The sequence below is a fragment of the Desulfosporosinus meridiei DSM 13257 genome (genome assembly GCF_000231385.2).
In the GTDB taxonomy this organism is placed as follows: Bacteria; Bacillota; Desulfitobacteriia; order Desulfitobacteriales; family Desulfitobacteriaceae; genus Desulfosporosinus; species Desulfosporosinus meridiei.
This window is the reverse complement of record NC_018515.1, coordinates 122,970-140,000: the sequence shown is the minus strand read 5'-3', so window position 1 is coordinate 140,000 and position 17,031 is coordinate 122,970. Positions and strand designations below refer to the sequence as shown.

Sequence of the window (17,031 nt, the reverse complement as noted above, 5' to 3'; positions counted from 1 at the left end):
TTTCTCTCATTGGCTGTCCTTGTTGTTTAGTTTTCAAAGACCATGGATTTTGTTTGACCCGTTTGGGCCGGAATGTTATCTTAGCATTTTCAACTTATGTTGTCAACACCTTAATTTCATCGACCGTGGAATTAACTGTAATATTGTCTTTAAATTAGCAGTTAGTTTTGCGGCACCTCGATATACTACCATCTAATTATTACATTGTCAACTGTTTTTCGAGTTTATTTTTTTAGGATTATAATAATCTTCGATTGCAATTGTCAAAGGTAACATTGACCCTATTCGACCATCGGTGCCAAATTAATGGTTTAAGTACCGAACCGCCTAGTATTAGCAGCAGTTCGGTACTTTTATAATAGGGTTACATTAATTATTCTTCAAACTTAAGGAGATAGTAGTTTTTCTTACCTCGACGAATAACAAGATACTTCTGATCTAATCTCTCTAGCTGTGAAACTGCTGAATCAACAATGGTATGACGAATATCGTTAATATAGATAGCCCCACTCTCAATAGACTCTCGAGCCTGGCGTTTTGACGAAACCGCTCCTACTTGGACTAATGCATCAACTAAACTGGTCTCTGGGGATTGGATCGTTGCGGAGGGCACATCACTAAAGCCTTCCTCGATTTCTAGGGCAGTCAGATTTCCTAACCCTCCTCCAAAAAGCGCAGCCGTGATCTTTTCAGCTCGCTGGAGGGCCTCCTGTCCGTGAACTAACTTTGTTACATCCTTTGCCAAAGCCCGTTGAGCATTTCTCTTTTCAGGTTCCTTTTCCACACCTTGGGCGAGTTCATTGATCTCTTCTATAGAAATAAAGGTGAAATATTTCAAGAACTTAACGACATCTTTGTCATCTGTATTCAGCCAGAACTGATAGAATTTGTAGGGAGACATTTTTTCTGGATCTAGCCAAACTGCTCCTCCCTCAGTCTTCCCGAATTTGGTTCCGTCACTCTTGGTGACAAGAGGCAGAGTCAGTCCGTGCATTTCCTTTTCTTGAACAGCAGTCCGCCGAATTAACTCGATTCCGGCGGTAATGTTACCCCATTGGTCACTTCCGCCGATCTGCATCTCACATCCGTACATTTCATTAAGCTTTAAGTAATCATAGGATTGCAGAATCATATAGCTAAACTCCGTGAAGGATATCCCTTTGCTCAGACGGGATTCAACCGAATCTTTGGCCAGCATAGCCCCCAGAGGGAAGTATTTGCCGATATCTCTGAGAAATTCAATCACTTGAAGTGAGCCCAGCCAATCATAATTGTTGGCCAATATCGCAGGATTGTCCCCCGTTTCAAAATCTAAGAACCGGCCAAATTGATTCTTAATCTTTTGTGCCCATTGCTCAACAATCTCTTTGGGGTTTAATGTTCGTTCGGAGGCTTTGCCGCTTGGATCGCCAATCAGCCCTGTTCCTCCTCCTACTAAGGCAATTGACTTATGCCCGGCAAGTTGAAATCTTCTTAAGACCAAAAGTGGAAGCAAGTGCCCAATATGCAAACTATCCGCAGTGGGATCGAATCCACAATATAACGCCATCGGCCCACTTGATAATCGGTTACGCAATGCATTCTCGTCTGTGTGTTGATAGATTAATCCTCGATCCTTTAATTCTTGAAAAATGTCCATACTTAGTCTCCCTTCTATAGTAGTTAATATGGCACGATTAGTATCTTATATCCTTATTACTAAGACCAAAGATTATTTAGCTTAGAAATAAGGAAATCCCCCAACACAAGGTTGAGGGACGAAAACACTTCCGCGGTACCACCCACATTGAATCCGCTCTGCACGGAATCCAGCTCTATCAGCGCTAACGGGCTGAACCCGAGAGTTTTTCAAGCTCTAGTCCTGAGGCGTATCTCTTAGTTTCCAGGTCGGTTTGCACCTAACACCGACTCTCTGTTACCTTCCACCAAGTTTCTTCTCAATCATACCATTAATAATGTATACATAGACTAATTTGATATATTATACAATTTCTCTGCCTTCCCCGCAACTAACAAGTCTAAAGAACCTTATTTAGGTTTTAAAGCCTTACGTTTCTAAGGCAGTTTCACCGCAGTATTACCGGAAAGTTTTGCGAAGCCCAGCGACTATTTTGTCGCATCGGTATCTTTATTCATTCTGGAAAACGTTGGAATTAGGCAACATATATTCCATTATCTTCCTATTAATTATTTGAGTTTCCTTGCAACTGTAAAAGTATGATATAATTCAAGGAAATTTAATAGTGTCCACTCCTCATTTTTAATTTTTGGGAGGTTGACTTAATGCCATCATCGAATAATCCAAGGAGGCCTCAGCGTAAGAAGCGCCATTCAAAACGCAGAATTATTTTTTTGTCAATCACGTCCTTTATTTCACTTATTATAGCAGGCTTAGCAATTTTTGTGGTAGTTGCAGCGGCCGGAACCCCGAAATGGAATCCCTCGTTACTAAATGACACCAAGCAATCCTCGCATGTCTATGATAAGGATGGTGTTGAATTCGCAGTGTTACATGGCTATGAAAATCGTCAAACTGTCGAATATTCACAAATTCCCGACCTTGTTAAAAAGACATTCATAGCAGTTGAAGACCGGCGCTTTGAGCAACATTTCGGTGTGGACCCTATTCGTATTGTGGGCTCAGCATTGAATGATATTCGAACCAGGAGTACTAAAGAAGGTGCTAGCACTATCACAATTCAGCTTGCTAGAAATGCCTTTATAGCAGACCCTACCGAGAAAAGATTTACTCGTAAAATTCAGGAGGCCATTCTAGCCATCCAACTGGAGCGAGAATATACCAAAGAAGAAATTCTAACCTTTTACTTAAATAGAATCTTCCTGGGCGAATCTTCCTTCGGTATCCAGGCCGCGGCCAAAACTTATTTTGGTAAGGATCTTGACAAATTAACACCTGCAGAAGTTGCTTTATTGGCGGGCTTACCACAGGCTCCAAGTCAGTACAATCCCTACATTCATCCCGATAGTGCCAAGGCTCGACGCACCATCGTCCTCGGGGTAATGCGGGATGCCGGGATTATCACCTCTCAGGAGTATGATCAAGAAAAGGATGCTCCTTTCACCTATGTGGAGGCGATGAAAGAAAGCCGGGGAGGCGCTCAAAAAACGGAAGTAGCTTCAGTTAGTTATAAGTTCCCCTACTTTGTGGATTATGTTATTGAGGAACTGGAAACAAACTATAATTTAACCCCGGATCAAATTTTTAGTGGCGGTTTGCGTATTTATACAACTGTAAATCCTAAAATCCAAACTGCTGCCGAAGATGCCTTTGCTGACTCAGCCAATTTTCCACAAGGGATTAATAATACGAAGGTCGAAGGTGCCCTAACAGTCGTTGAACCTTCAACCGGAGAAATTCAAGCAATGGTCGGCGGACGGGATTATACCCCCCGGGGATTAAACAGAGCCTGGCAATCTAAGCGCCAACCAGGATCTACGATAAAACCATTAGTTGTTTACGGACCGGCTATTGAAAAGGGTGGCTATTTCCCCGGTACAGTTCTTGATGACATGCCCGTAAGTTATAACGGAGGAAATGGAAAGGCTTGGACTCCAACTAACTTCGATACAGCAACTAAAGGCTGGAAGGGCCTTATTACCATGCGTCATGCTGTGGAACAATCCGTTAATATCTATGCGGTAAAACTACTGGATCTTATTGGAGTGGACTATGGATGGGCATTTGGTAAGAACAATCTGGGACTGCCACTTGAACCTGAAGATCGTGTTTTAAGCCTCGCTTTAGGAACTACCCATGTAAGTACTAAGGACATGGCAGCAGCTTACGGGGTTTATGCCAACAACGGTGTTAGCGTTTCTGATCATGCTATTGTGAAAGTCGAAGACTCCAAAGGTAACACTGTAATCACCCCTAAAGTAACTAAAAACCGTGTTATGAAGGAAACCACTGCCTATATTGTTAACAGCATGCTACGCAGTGTTGTAACCAGCGGTACCGGAGTCAGCGCTCAGATTGGAAATTGGGCAGTAGCGGGTAAGACAGGAACTTCCTCCTTACCGGATAATCTCAAAAATAAGACCGGCAATACAGATGCTTGGTTTGCTGGATATACTCCGAACTATGCAGGAGTTGTCTGGATGGGATATGACTCTAACCCTGACCTAGATAAAAACGGAACTCCCGGCCCCTATTATTTACGCAGTGTCTATGGCGGCAGCTTTCCCGCCCAAATCTGGAAGAAAGTTATGACGGCCGCTCTAAAGGACCTGCCGGTCCAAACACAATTTGAGCAGCCATCAGGAATCGTGAGCGGCTCCTTCGATACTAAGTCCGGACTTCTTCCCAGTAGTTTGACTCCTTCAGAATTCGTCGCAACGGAAATAGCCGCCCAAGGAGATTTGCCTACCAAGGTCAGTGACGTCTGGATTCAAAAAGAAGTAGACGCAGATAATCCTAATATGTTGGCATCTCCAAATTCCCATAACACTATTACTAAAACCTTTTTAAATTTACCCAATCGTGATCCTTCCTGGACCTGGCCATCAAACGAGGTTCCATATAAGCCACCGACTGAAACTGCCCCAAATAATTCAGCGATTGATCCCATACTCGATTCAGCTCTTGTCCCTCCACAGGATGAGTTACCTCCAGACACTTCCCTTCCGACCCCAGTACTTGGAGAGGTTAATTATGATGCCAAAACTTCTCGTGTCACAATCCCAATCTCTAACCCTCCGGGAAACGAAAAGTATTCCGTAATTATTCACATCCAACGACCCGGCCAACCCATTGGAAGCATACCGATTTCCAATCCTAAAGGGGCCCTCTCCTTTTCACTGGCCATAAATGACAAAGCTCCTACTCCTGGTTCCTACTACTTCCGTGCTTCTTATAAAGATCCTAAGAAGTCCGATGTGGGGCCATCATCCAATACCGTTAAATTAATTTTAACCGACTAAAAATACGTCTTTAGAATAAATAAAAGGAGAGCAATGCTCTCCTTTTATTTTTAAACTAAATGAATTATTAATAGCAATATCTGCTCTGGAAAATACCCAAAACACTCTTAAGAATAATAGACCCGTTAGAAAGGGCGGCTTCGCTCCACAGAAGTGAAACCCATTGCATGGAGAGGCGGTCAAGCCTACAAAGCTTGGGTGGGAAGCGTAGCCACAGGTTCACATCAGGTATTACCCAGAGGTTTGGCGGAGCTCCCGCTCAAGCCAGTAGGCGAGCCTCGGAATGTTGGGTGAACGGATGTGGACGAAGCCGCCCGACCCCAGCGACCCCTTGCTATTTCAACTCAACAACCGTGACTCCGGAATCCCCTTCGCCATACTCTCCTAATCTGAAACTGCGTACATGAGGGTGCCCTTTGAGAAATTCTTGGATCCCCGTTCGCATAGCTCCCGTCCCTTTGCCATGAATAACGTAGATCAATCCGATTCCTCCAAGTACAGCATCGTCCATATATTTGTCTAAGGCTTCTCTTCCCTCTTCCACCAGCATACCTCTTAAATCTATCTCACTCCGGATCTCTTCGGCCTTTCGAACCCCGATACCCATTTGACGAGAATATCTGGGCATCGCTTTCTTTTCCTCTTGGGCTAATTTTAGTTCAGAGAGGGGTACCATAACTTTCATGATACCTGCCTGAATAAGAACTTCGTCATTAGAATTAGGAAGCTTAATAACTTGTCCCTTCTGTCTAAGCTTGGTCATATAAACCGTTTGCCCCAGCATAATCTGATCTGCTGACAATTCGCTGCCCGACCGCTTAACCTGCCTGCCTTGATCCAGCTTGGCCGATATTTTGCGAAATCCCTGCCGGGCCTTTTCAATATCTTGCTGTTGTTTATTTTCTTTTCTCAAAGCTGCTTTTAATTCGTCAATTATAGCTTCAGCTTCACGTTTTGCCTCACGGATGATTTCACTAGCTTCGTCTTTAGCCAAGGCTACTAGAATTTCAAGTTCCTCATCTAAACGAATTGATTTTTCTTCCAAGGCTTTAGTTTGCTTTTCAACCGCTTGACGCCCTGTTTCTGCTTTCTGCTTCTCTATTTCTATCTCACGATGAGTTTCTCCTAAATTTTCAATGAGGTCGGCAACTTGCATTTCTCGTTCAGTTACGAAGGTATTAGCCTTTTCAAGCACCTCCTCGCTTAAACCTAACCGGCCTGCAATTGTAAAGGCATTACTTTTACCGGGGATTCCAATCAGCAGCCGATAGGTGGGACGCAAAGTCTCCGTGTCAAACTCTACAGAAGCATTCTTAACCCTCGGAGTCTCATAGGCAAAAGTCTTTAAGGCTCCGTAGTGAGTGGTGGATACAGTTCGACAGCCGCGTTCATGGAGCTCCGCTAAAATACCCATTGCCAGGGCTGCCCCTTCCGTAGGATCTGTTCCGGCCCCCACCTCGTCAAGTAAGACCAGAGATCGTCCATCTGAGCGATCTATGATTTCTACAATGTTTTTCATGTGTCCTGAGAAAGTACTTAAGGATTGTTCGACACTTTGTTCGTCTCCAATATCCGCAAATATCTGGGTGAAGACACCCATGCGGGAATCACTTTCTGCAGGAATTTGCAGACCGGACTGATTCATAGCTGCCATAAGCCCGACGACCTTTAAAGCAACTGTTTTTCCACCGGTATTGGGTCCGGTAATGACTAAAGTGTCGAATTCAATCCCTAGTTCCAACGATAGGGGAACAACCCTTCCGCTTATTAGAGGGTGCCTAGCTTGAACAAGCTTGATTTGCTGGCCGGCGACCAACTCAGGGGCTCCTGCGTTCATGGAAACACTTAGGTGAGCCTTAGCGATAACCAGATCTAATTGAGCTAAAGCCTCATGCAGGTCTGCTATCTCATCCCCTCGCCCTTCGATTTGAGCTGAGAGCATCTGCAGAATTCTTTGCACTTCCCGTTGTTCCTTTAAGATTACTTCACGTAATTCGTTACCTAGGTGCACTACCGGCATAGGTTCAATAAATAAGGTGGCACCACTTGCCGATTGATCATGAACAATACCGGGAAATGAGGCCCGATATTCCTGTTTGACCGGTATTACATATCTATCTGAGCGTTGAGTAATAATGGGGTCTTGCAGGATTTTCTGATAACTTGGATTTCGTAAAGTTGCTTCTAAACTTTCTCGAATCCGGTTCTGCAATCTATTGATAGCTCTTCTGAAGTCAGCTAATTCCGGAGTGGCGTTATCCGCCACCTTTCCATCTTCAGAAATGCAACGAGTTATTTCATCCTCAAGAGGCTTTTGAGGCTCAATCGGCAAGGTAATATCCCATAACCCCGGAAATTGCTCTCGCAAATCCTGCAAGAGCTGCTTGATTTTGCGCCCTGCTCGTAAGGTGTCTCGAATTTCCAGGAGTTCCTCGCCGTGAATTACCCCTCCCCGTAAGCAGCGCTCTATATAGGGACGAATTTCTTTGGCCCCGCGAACTGAAAACAGAGGATTTCCGCGCAGAAGGTTCTTGCCTTCTTCTGTTTGCTGCAAAGCCAAACGAACGGATTCTAAATCAACATAAGGTTTCAAACCAATAGCTAATTCTTTGGCTCGCGGTAGAATGCAGTACTCTGCTAAACTTGATAATACTTTTGGAAAGTCCAACTTATGAAGGACTTTATCATCAATTCCCATTCGTTCCTCCTTTGTCTAATCAAAACACGTATCTGACTAAACTATAAAACACCCCGGAAGAAATGACCTTTTGTAAAACCCTCTGGAAAAATTGTGCTCAACTCAGCCATTCCATCATTCGAAGTCCATTTACCCTTTTTAGCCATCTGTAACATATCCCAAGCTTCATTAAATAAGCGTACACTTTGCTGAACTTGGGCCGGTGTTTGTCTGGTCAATTGTAAGCGAACCGTTGAAACTCCCATTCGTCGAATTTGGGCAAGTTCCTCATAGAGGTTAAGGATCTTAACATTAAAAAGGTGCATCCGGCACTCCTGGTCTGTCTCCACAGGAAAATCATACTTCATGCGATCACGCAGGAAATGAGATTCTTTCATGCAATTTCTGGCACAGCGTTCCCCTTTTTTCCCTCCAAGGGTTGCCCCTACTGGGCAATACTCACTCACCATCATCTCTAAATCCCCGAAGACTATAACCTCTGTACCTGACCATTTCGCTAAATAGGCAAGTTGTTCGTGGTGCAATTCGGGAGAGAGGGTTATTCTCTGAGCTCCTAGCTTCCTGAAGTAAGCAAGACTCCCTTCATTAAACACATTTAAAGAATAATCCACTTCGAAGGGCCATTCCCTATCAATGCTCTTTAACATTTCCAACTCTCCGAGGTTAGATACCATGATTTTAGGCTTTACTTCCCACTCTGCCGCTTTTTTAAGATCTATGAGAAGACTTTCACTCTGAGCTTCGTTTAAGACCCGGGGAAGTCGCCAAACGCAGTCTACTTTTTGTTTCCGGCAATCTAAGAAGCTACCTCGAATTTCTTCAAGGGAAAAACTGCGCCGGGAACGCCAGTGCTCTCCGCCAATTAATACCCGTTTTCCTCCGGCTTTGAGTGCAGCCTGCAGGGTCAACGGGTCACTAACAGCCACGGAGACTTGAGGCAGAATGTCTTTCTGTAGGCTGATTGAGCTATTTCTCTCAAAAGCTTGGCGCTCTTTCCAGCGCTCCACTCTCTGTCTATAGGTTTGCCGATCCACTATTTGCCGCGATTGTTTCAATAACTCTTCAATTGCCTGACGTCGCATTTCATTCAGGTCACTTACCGGCAGCATAATCCCCTCATCAATTTCCATTTCTAACTTGTCCAGCCAAAAAGGGGTTGTCCCTAACCTGCCTAGCTGCTGGAAGGCATAGTCAAAGGTCAGCGGCCTTTTCATGGCCATTTGAGCCGGGCTTGCAGAATGAACAGTTACTTTCCGCTGCGCGCTCATCACTTCTAAGCATAATTGTTCACCTACATGCCCTGATAGCCGCATGGTCAGTGGATTTTTACGTTGTTCTCGTCCCTCTTGGAAGCTATGTCGTGCTTTTTCCATTAGAAGAGCATCATTTGTCTTAAAAACTCTATCTCCTTGGTGGGCGATGCCGGAAAACTCAATCTCAACAGTTTCTCCAGGCAATCCTTCAGTCGTCTCTAGTCCATTCCTCCAAATAAGCCCAACAGTAACCCCTTCACGCCCACGCCCGGTCCAGAATTCTATTCCATCTCCGGGGTGGAGTGAGCCTTCTAATTTAATGGCTAGCCGACCACGTTCTGAGCGGGCTACTCGGCCTAGCCGGGTTCCCCGATTATTGGGGCGAGAATAACTCATTAGTTCTGCGCCCAGATTCTCCCGGAAATATCCATTGGTAAAATCTCTATTGAAAACCTGCAATAATTCCTGATGCTCTGCAGGGGTTAGTAAGGGGGCGACAGCATTACCCTCCTGTTGATCCTCGATCCTATCGATGGCTTGCCTGTAGAGTCGAATAACAGTAGCTACATATTCCGGCCGCTTCATTCTTCCTTCTACTTTAAGAGAATGAATGCCAATTCCTTTTAGCTCCGCTAATTCCTCGGCTAAATTCAGATCCCTTGGACTTAATAAGTGATCCCCTATATTCTGCTCTTCTAATAGGTTCTGCTTCTTGTCATTGATTAGCTGATAGGTCATCCGGCAAGGTTGGGCACAGGTTCCGCGATTTCCGCTCCGTCCGCCGATGAAGCTGGACATCAGGCATTGACCTGAATAACTAATACACAGGGCACCGTGCACAAACACCTCTAAATCCAGCGGGGTTCCTTCAGCGATAGCCTTCATCTCAGCAGCCGAGGTTTCCCGGGCCAATACAACTCTGCTAAAGCCCAGAGACTCCAGGTGCCGGACACCCCAACTTGTATTTACCGTCATTTGTGTACTGGCATGGGTCTCCAATTCAGGAATAATTCTATGAATTAATTCTGCAACTCCAATATCTTGAAGAATTACTGCATCAACACCAATTTCATGTAAGTCATAAAGATAGTTTAGCAGTTCCGGAAACTCTTGATCACTAATCAGAATATTGACTGTTACATACACTTTAACCTGCCGTTCGTGAGCATAGCGAACAGCTTTCTGTAACTCTTCCAAGTCAAAATTGGCTGCACTTGCTCTGGCACTGAAGCTTTTACCTCCCAGATAAACTGCATCTGTACCGTTTTCTACTGCCGCTTTAAATGCCTCATAGCTGCCTGCCGGCGCTAAAAGTTCTAGTGGTAGGGCTTGCTTTCTCTTGAGTTTATCCATGTGATTATTTCACCTATTTCTACAAAGTACATCGCTTATACTGCCCATTCTCTTCCAGGCCATAGGGCAACAACTTTATTATAATTGTTTAGATTTCATTTGTACAATTAGGGCTTTACTCAGAGAACCTCAACGCAATTGTGAGGGCCTGATAAAGGGTTAATTATTATTAGTTCTGCCTGATGTGTCACTCATTCAAGCCATAAATGTAGAAATAATTTCTTATTGACACCCTAGGGCATATCCTTTAAGATTGAGTTAATTAAATATTGGTAGAATTGTAGTACGGTAGGAGTTGGGCGAAAGGCACTTCCTGCGGAGGTGTATTTTTTTATGCCCAAGATTAAAGAGGAGGTAATTTAAAGATGAAAAAGGTACTTGCGTTCGGGTTGAGCTTAATGTTGTTACTCAGTTTAGTTGGATGTGGTGCCGCGAAATCAGGAACAAGCACCCCTGCCAAAGATGAGCAAAAGCCATTGAAGATTGGAATCGTTCAAATCGTTGAACACCCTGCTTTAGATAGCGCTCGTCAAGGTTTTCTGGAAACTCTTAAAGCTAACGGCTATGAAGAAGGAAAAAATTTAACCGTTGACTATCAAAATGCCCAAGGGGATCAGTCCATACTCCAATCCATTACCCAAAAGTTCTCTTCCGCCGGACTGGATCTTGTCTTAGCTATCGCAACCCCTTCAGCACAAGCAATGGCCAGTGCAAGTACAAATATTCCCATCTTAATTACAGCCGTCACTGACCCGGTTGAAGCAAAATTAGTTAACAGCATGGATAAACCCGGAAAAAATGTCACTGGAACAACTGATATGAACCCTATTAAGGAACAGTTCGAACTAATGAAAACTTTAATCCCCAGCGTTAAAAAAGTCGGGGTCATCTATAATGCCGGAGAAGTAAATTCACAAGTACAAGTTGCCATTGCCAAGAAAGTTGCAGCTGAACTCGGTCTAGAGATCGTGGAAGCAACGGTTACTACCAGTGCAGATGTACTTCAAGCCAGCCAATCGTTAATTGGAAAAGTTAATGCCATCTATGTCCCTACGGATAATATGGTGGTTTCTGCTGCCCAGTCTGTTGTACAGATTTCCCACAAGAATAAAATCCCCATCATTTCCGGCGAGAGCAGCGTGGTAGATAAAGGTGCTTTAGCAACCATCGGAATTAACTACAAAAACCTTGGCAAACAAACTGGAGAAATGGCTCTTCGCGTTATCAAAGGAGAGAAACCACAAGATATGCCTATTGAAGCCCAAAAGGACTTTGATACCGTTCTGAACCAATCAGCCATTGATCTCTTTGGGATAACTGTCCCAGAGGACATGATGAAAAAGGCAGTTATTGTAAAATAGTCATTACCCTCTTTAAGATACGGAACTTAAATTATTGACAAAAATATCTTGTTAAATATGTCCCGCCGCTCCCACTTCTTGTAAGTGGGAGCATCATTCTTTGCTTGATACGGATGTGTCAATCTCATACTCCTTATAGAAATATCCAAGTTCAGCAGGCGCTGAACAAGTTCACATATTCGCAGCAAATGTAATTGGGGTGTTGAAGAAATATGTTCTCACAAATAGCTCTCGGTACAATGGAACAGGGTTTAATGTATGCGATCATGGTATTAGGTGTTTATCTGACCTATCGAATTCTTGATTATGCGGATTTGTCTGTAGACGGAAGTTTTACCCTTGGTGCCGCTACTGCCACATCAATGATCGTCGGAGGGACTGACCCATGGTTAGCCACTGGAATGGCGTTTATTGCCGGAACCCTTGCCGGGTTATTTACGGGAATACTTCATACCAAGTTTAAAATCACACCGCTACTTTCTGGAATTTTAACCATGACCGCCCTCTATTCAATTAATCTTCGCGTCATGGGCAGAGCAAATATTTCGCTCCTGGGATCTCGAACGGTCTTCACTGATTTTGCTAAGTTGCCCTTTATGGAAGAGTATGGTGTCTTCGTCCTCTGTTTAATATCCGTTGTCTGCTTAGGGGCTGTCATATACTTTTTCCTGCAAACGGAATTAGGCCTGGCCTTACGAGCCACAGGGGACAACGAACTGATGATTCGCAGCCTGGGTGTAAACACAGACCTTATGAAAATCCTTGGCTTATCCTTATCCAATGGTTTAGTAGCCTTTGCTGGAAGCTATGTAGCTCAGAAGGTTCAGTTTGCTGATGCCAGTATGGGAATTGGGATGATTATTGCCGGTTTGGCTTCAGTTATTATTGGAGAAGTATTAATTGGAACTTCCTCTATCGGACGAGCCATTTTCGCCGTTATCTGCGGAGGGGTTATCTATCGGGCGATCATTGCCGTTGTTTTACAATTAGGCTTAGAGGCCACGGACTTAAAATTAATTACGGCTTTCATCGTAATCATCGCTTTGGTTTCACCAAATATTCGCCGAAGTCTCTCCTCATTGCTCAAAGGTGTACAGGGAAAGGAGGCTCAGTAATATGTTAAATGTTCGAGAGATATTGAAAACCTTTAACCTGGGAACCATTAATCAAAAAATTGCTTTGAATAAGCTCAGTCTGGAACTCTTCCCCAATGATTTTGTTACGGTAATCGGCAGCAATGGAGCCGGAAAATCCACACTCTTAAATGCCATTGCCGGAAATTTCTTTGTTGATTCCGGTAAAATAGCGATTGAAAATGCTGATATTACGCGCCTTCCTGCCCATAAACGGGCTGACATGATCAGTCGGGTTTTTCAAGATCCTTTATCCGGTACTGCAGCTTCAATGACCATTGAAGAAAATCTCATTATGGCCTATCGGCGAGGAAAAACTCGCCGCTTACGTCCGGCCATCGGTGCCAAAGAAAGAGACATATTTCGCGCCAAACTTGAGAAACTGGGCTTAGGACTGGAAAACCGATTGACCCATCGAGTAAGCCTCTTGTCAGGAGGGCAGCGCCAAGCCTTAACCCTCTTAATGGCAACTTTACAAAAACCCAAATTGCTGCTTCTCGACGAGCACACTGCAGCGCTGGATCCTAAGACTGCGGAAAAGGTTTTAGAGTTGACCTGTAATGTCACAGAACAAGAGCATCTCACTACCTTAATGATTACCCACAATCTTGACCATGCCCTTAGCTTTGGGAATCGAACCATTATGATGCATGAAGGCCGCGTAATCCTTGATATAAAAGGGACAGAACGCAATAATATGACCATAAGCAACTTGCTGGAAATGTTCGAGAAAGCCAGTGGGGCGCATATGAATACAGATCGTATGATTCTGGCCTAGGCTTTTTCCGCGAGGTAATATTAAAACCACGACCATTTACCGGTCGTGGTTTTATTGCGTCTTCATGCTTCCCACAGTGGTATGAAAGGCTATTCTTAAAACTCATCCTGACAGGGAACGGTTCTGTCGGGCTCTGGAGCGGAGCGCTATTCAGCACGCGTCTGCGAGTTCCGCCGCTGGCTCGCTGGACGGTTCGCGAGCGCGTCCGAACCTCTGGGTATTTCTGCATGTGAACCTGCGGCGCGCTACGTGGACGCGAACCGTCGGCCCTCGCCTTAGCGCGGCTTCACTGACGCATCCGCTTAGCAGAAAAGCGCTCCTTCAGCCAGCTTGCTAGGAGTATAAGCAGTACTTTAGGAAATTCAGGTAAGGCTACATTGAATCTTTGGTGTGTTAGGAAGGCAGCCCTTAGTTTTTCATCATCTGCTGGTGCTACATAGCAGTATGAAAGACTAGTCTGAAAAAAGCCCCAAAACATACTTGAATAATAGACCCGAAAGACACAGGGCGGCTTCGATCCACAGGAGTGAACCCATTGCATGGAGAGGCGATAAAGCCTACAAAGCTTGGGTGGGAAGAGCCGCCAGTGGTTCACCTCAGGTACTACCCAGAGGTTTGGCGGAGCTCCCGCCCAAGCGAGTAGGCCAGCCTCGGAATGCTGAGTGATCGGATGTGGGCGAAGCCGCCCTGCCCCGAGCGACCCTATTTTTATCCTAATGGTGCTACAGTGCGGCCAGAACAAGCTACTCTGTCTTCTCCCCAAGCAGCTGCATTAAAGTTTCTTGCTCTTCTTTAAGCTTAGCAAGTTCATCAGCAAAATTCAGCGCAGTTAAGACCGCAGTCTGGTGAACACTCAAGCGAGGCAACCGTTGAGCGATCAGACGCATCTTCTTATCTACTTCATGCGCTAAGCCTTGGATATAGGATGCTGTTCCCTCACCGCGGACTACATGTTTTTCTCCAAAAATCTCAACGGTTATCTTAACCGGTTCCTGTGCCACGATTTCCCCTCGCTCTCTTGTACGCGTCCCTTCTTGCTATCCTTACTGCAGAGACACTTTGCCGTCTATGAGCTGTTTAAGCTGTTTAAGCTGTTTATTTTCTATTTTCGCCGTTCCGCTCCAAAATCCTGCTGAATTCCCTCTAAAATACGCGAATTCAGTAGACTTACTTCTTCATCAGTTAAGGTACGTTCTAAGGACTGATAGCGCAGGGTGAAGGCTAAACTCTTTTGACCCTCTGCTATAGGTTTCCCAGTATAGACATCAAATATTTCTACATGCTGCAGCAAATTTCCACCGAGTTTGCGGATTTTTGACATGACCGCTTCGGCTGACGTCTCAACTCCCACAACAACCGCTAAATCTCTCTGTATGGCTGGGAAACGGGGAATGGAATGAGCTCGCACGGTTTGTCTGGTTTTCTTGAACAAGGGCTCCATTTCTAATTCGAATATAACTGCTCGTTCAAGTCCCCACTCCTTTTCTAAGGAAGGATGAATTTCCCCTAAGAAGCCAACAAACTCATTCTGTAAGTAGATATCTGCGGAACGTCCGGGATGCAATAAGGATTGATTCTCAGCCAGGCGATATTCCAGTTTAAGCCCGAATTCGTGGGCCACTGCTTCCATGATGCCTTTAAGATAATAAAAATCATAGCTACTGGACTGACTGAACCAATGTCGGTCGCTCTTCCCCACGGCAACAGCGGCTACACGCAATTCTTCCTTGGGGAGCTTCTTCAGTGGCTGTTCATCCCCCCAGTAGGTATTTCCTATCTCGAAAATACTTACATCCGTGTTACGACGTGCCACGTTCCGAGCGGCCACATCCAGCAGGCCTGGGATTAGGGAAGTACGCATTACCCCAAGTTCTTCTCTTAAGGGATTGAGTAAGGGAATAGAATGCTTTGCACTGCCCCATTGAGCATCTGCTTCTGCACGAGTGAAGGTATAAGTTAGTACTTCATCCAACCCGGACTGGGCCAATACTTTTCGCATCCGCCGACGGAACTCTTGCTCAGGGGTTCTCCTGCCCTGAGTTTGATCCCCTTGAGGCAAAGTAGTTGGAATCCGGTCGTAACCAATCAGACGAGCTACTTCTTCCATAAGATCTTCTTCAATCTCTATATCTGAACGATAGGTCGGAATTTCAACCTGAAATAAACCATCATTTTCTTGATACTCAAAGTTTAAATCCTCAAGTACTTGGTGAATTTCAGAAACTGCAAGCTCAATTCCCAGGACTGTAGAGGTACGTTCCGTGGATAAAGCAACTTGCCGACGAGGTGGGATGTGCTTGACTTCATCCACAAAGGCCACCGGTCGCCCCGCCCCTAAGTCTTGGAGCAAATCACATACTCGTCCCAGAGCGGCAACGATTCCAGAGACATCGATGCCCTTTTCAAAACGGTTAGACGCCTCAGATCTAAGGCCTAAGCGGCGGCTTGTGCGACGGACACTAACGGAGGAGAAGTGGGCAGATTCAATCATTAAGCTTTTTGTCGTCCCCGTCACTTCACTGTCTAAACCGCCCATTACTCCAGCCACAGCTAAGGGTTGAGTGTCATCGGCAATAATTAAGGTGTGGGGGTTTAAGGTACGCTCCACATTATCCAGGGTAATAATTTTTTCTTCGGGTTGTGCGACTCTTACATGAACATTTCCCTTAATTTTCTCGCGATCAAAGGCGTGTAATGGTTGACCCATCTCCATCATTACATAATTAGTAATATCTACTATGTTGTTAATGGGCCGAACACCGGCAGCCTTGAGTCTGCGCTGCATCCATTCGGGTGATGGTTCAATATGGACATCCTCAACCATTAAGCCCGCATACCGCCAGCATAAATCTTGATCTTCGATGATAATTCGCAGATCTGTTGCTACAGGTAAGGAAAGGACTTGGCCTTGATCTGCCCACTTTGGTAAATGAGGTTTTTTCTGAGTAAGAGAGGCTACTTCACGAGCTACATTGACCATAGCTAAGCAATCCGGGCGATTTGGATAAAGCTCTAAATCTAAGACGCTGTTATCCAGCCCTAAATAGTGACCGAAACTCTCCCCAATGGGAGCAGTGGCCGGCAAAATAAGGATTCCATCCGAACTGCGATCCAGTCCTACTGTGTCATCAAGGAGCAGCTCTTCCCGGGAACATAGCATGCCCAGGGAGACAACCCCTCTGAGTTTGGATTTTTTAATCGAAAGCCCATTCGGCAAGTTTGCTCCTATTAAGGCAACCGGAATCCTGTCTCCGGTCAACAAATTCTGAGCACCGGTCACGATGGTTACTTCCTCATGACCAACGTTTACTGCACAAACTAACAAGCGATCTGCATCGGGATGCTTTGTTAAACTAAGGATCTCACCAATGACTACTTTTTCGAAGCCTTTATTCAGGTCTTCCACATCTTCAACTTCTATCCCGCCGCGGGTTAGGGTCTCCGCCAACTCTACTGCACTCTGGTCTATATCCACAAGTTCGCGCAACCATTCTAAACTGACTTTCATGAACCT

Annotated in this window: 9 protein-coding genes; 4 read left to right on the top strand and 5 right to left on the bottom strand. The window is 45.0% G+C overall.

Annotated elements, in window-relative coordinates; all coding sequences use genetic code 11:
• Positions 1-373 precede the first annotated feature (373 nt).
• Positions 374-1,639 (bottom strand): tyrosine--tRNA ligase, encoded by a 1,266-nt coding sequence (gene tyrS, locus DESMER_RS00725; RefSeq protein ID WP_014901150.1) that lies wholly within the window; start codon positions 1,637-1,639, stop codon positions 374-376.
• Positions 1,640-2,283: 644 nt separating this feature from the next.
• Between tyrS and DESMER_RS00720 the strand changes: the two genes are divergently transcribed.
• The gene (locus DESMER_RS00720; RefSeq protein WP_014901149.1) at positions 2,284-4,941 is read left to right on the top strand and encodes a transglycosylase domain-containing protein; all 2,658 of its coding nucleotides are present in this window, start codon (positions 2,284-2,286) and stop codon (positions 4,939-4,941) included.
• Positions 4,942-5,275: 334 nt separating this feature from the next.
• Here DESMER_RS00720 and DESMER_RS00715 read toward each other — a convergent pair whose 3' ends face one another.
• Both DESMER_RS00715 and DESMER_RS00710 read right to left on the bottom strand, forming a co-directional pair.
• Complete coding sequence (locus DESMER_RS00715; protein ID WP_014901148.1) at positions 5,276-7,639, bottom strand: endonuclease MutS2; 2,364 nt, start codon at positions 7,637-7,639, stop codon at positions 5,276-5,278.
• A 41-nt stretch (positions 7,640-7,680) separates the two neighbouring features.
• Positions 7,681-10,245: a U32 family peptidase gene (locus DESMER_RS00710; protein ID WP_014901147.1), complete on the bottom strand. Its 2,565-nt coding sequence runs from the start codon at positions 10,243-10,245 to the stop codon at positions 7,681-7,683.
• A gap of 365 nt (positions 10,246-10,610) precedes the next feature.
• Here DESMER_RS00710 and DESMER_RS00705 point away from each other — a divergent pair, with 365 nt between their 5' ends.
• From DESMER_RS00705 to DESMER_RS00695, 3 genes are all read left to right on the top strand, one after another.
• A complete protein-coding gene (locus DESMER_RS00705; RefSeq protein WP_014901146.1) occupies positions 10,611-11,606 on the top strand; it encodes an ABC transporter substrate-binding protein in 996 nt (331 codons plus the stop codon).
• A 212-nt stretch (positions 11,607-11,818) separates the two neighbouring features.
• Positions 11,819-12,721, top strand: a complete 903-nt coding sequence (locus DESMER_RS00700) for an ABC transporter permease (RefSeq protein WP_014901145.1) — start codon at positions 11,819-11,821, stop codon at positions 12,719-12,721.
• A gap of 1 nt (position 12,722) precedes the next feature.
• Positions 12,723-13,517, top strand: a complete 795-nt coding sequence (locus DESMER_RS00695; protein ID WP_014901144.1) for an ABC transporter ATP-binding protein — start codon at positions 12,723-12,725, stop codon at positions 13,515-13,517.
• Positions 13,518-14,260: 743 nt separating this feature from the next.
• Here DESMER_RS00695 and DESMER_RS00685 read toward each other — a convergent pair.
• Together DESMER_RS00685 and pheT are read right to left on the bottom strand one after the other, a co-directional pair.
• Entirely contained in the window at positions 14,261-14,518 is a 258-nt protein-coding gene (locus DESMER_RS00685; protein WP_014901143.1) for a cell division protein ZapA, read from the bottom strand.
• Between the two features lie 101 nt (positions 14,519-14,619).
• The gene (gene pheT, locus DESMER_RS00680; protein ID WP_014901142.1) at positions 14,620-17,025 is read right to left on the bottom strand and encodes a phenylalanine--tRNA ligase subunit beta; all 2,406 of its coding nucleotides are present in this window, start codon (positions 17,023-17,025) and stop codon (positions 14,620-14,622) included.
• Positions 17,026-17,031: the final 6 nt, after the last annotated feature.